This is a genomic window from Brevundimonas sp. EAKA (assembly GCF_000698025.1).
Taxonomy (GTDB): domain Bacteria; phylum Pseudomonadota; class Alphaproteobacteria; order Caulobacterales; family Caulobacteraceae; genus Brevundimonas; species Brevundimonas mediterranea_A.
This window is the reverse complement of record NZ_JMQR01000286.1, coordinates 1-444: the sequence shown is the minus strand read 5'-3', so window position 1 is coordinate 444 and position 444 is coordinate 1. Positions and strand designations below refer to the sequence as shown.

Below are 444 nucleotides of genomic sequence, written 5' to 3'. Positions count from 1 at the left end.
CATGTCACCTTATTTAAACATTATAGACGTAACTAAGAGAGTCACACCAGACAGACAAATTGAAGTTATACAGATCACAATGAATGGTTTAAGTGCTTTTGAAATAACTTCTTTTAAAACGATATTCAATCCTAGAGCAACTATCGCCATTAACATACATAACGTTGTAATAACATTTATAATATTCATAAGTAATGAAGGAATAGGAACAAATGTATTGATACAAGCCATTATAATAAATCCAATTAGAAAGTAAGGAATATCGATTTTTTGTTGTACTTGACTTGAGTGTGACTTATAACGCATATACAAAATAAAGACAATACTTAATGGAATAAGTAAAAACCCACGGCCTAATTTCCCAAGTAAAGAAAATGTCATTGCCTCCGACCCGCCAATACCTGCTGCTAAAACGACTTGAGCGATTTCATGTAGACTGATACC

General features: G+C 32.4%; 1 protein-coding gene. It reads right to left on the bottom strand.

Translation table 11 applies throughout. The features are described 5' to 3' along the window. Positions 1 to 9 precede the first annotated feature (9 nt). The coding region (locus ER13_RS18135) for a putative sulfate exporter family transporter (RefSeq protein ID WP_155988195.1) at positions 10 to 444 on the bottom strand (435 nt) is incomplete at its 5' end.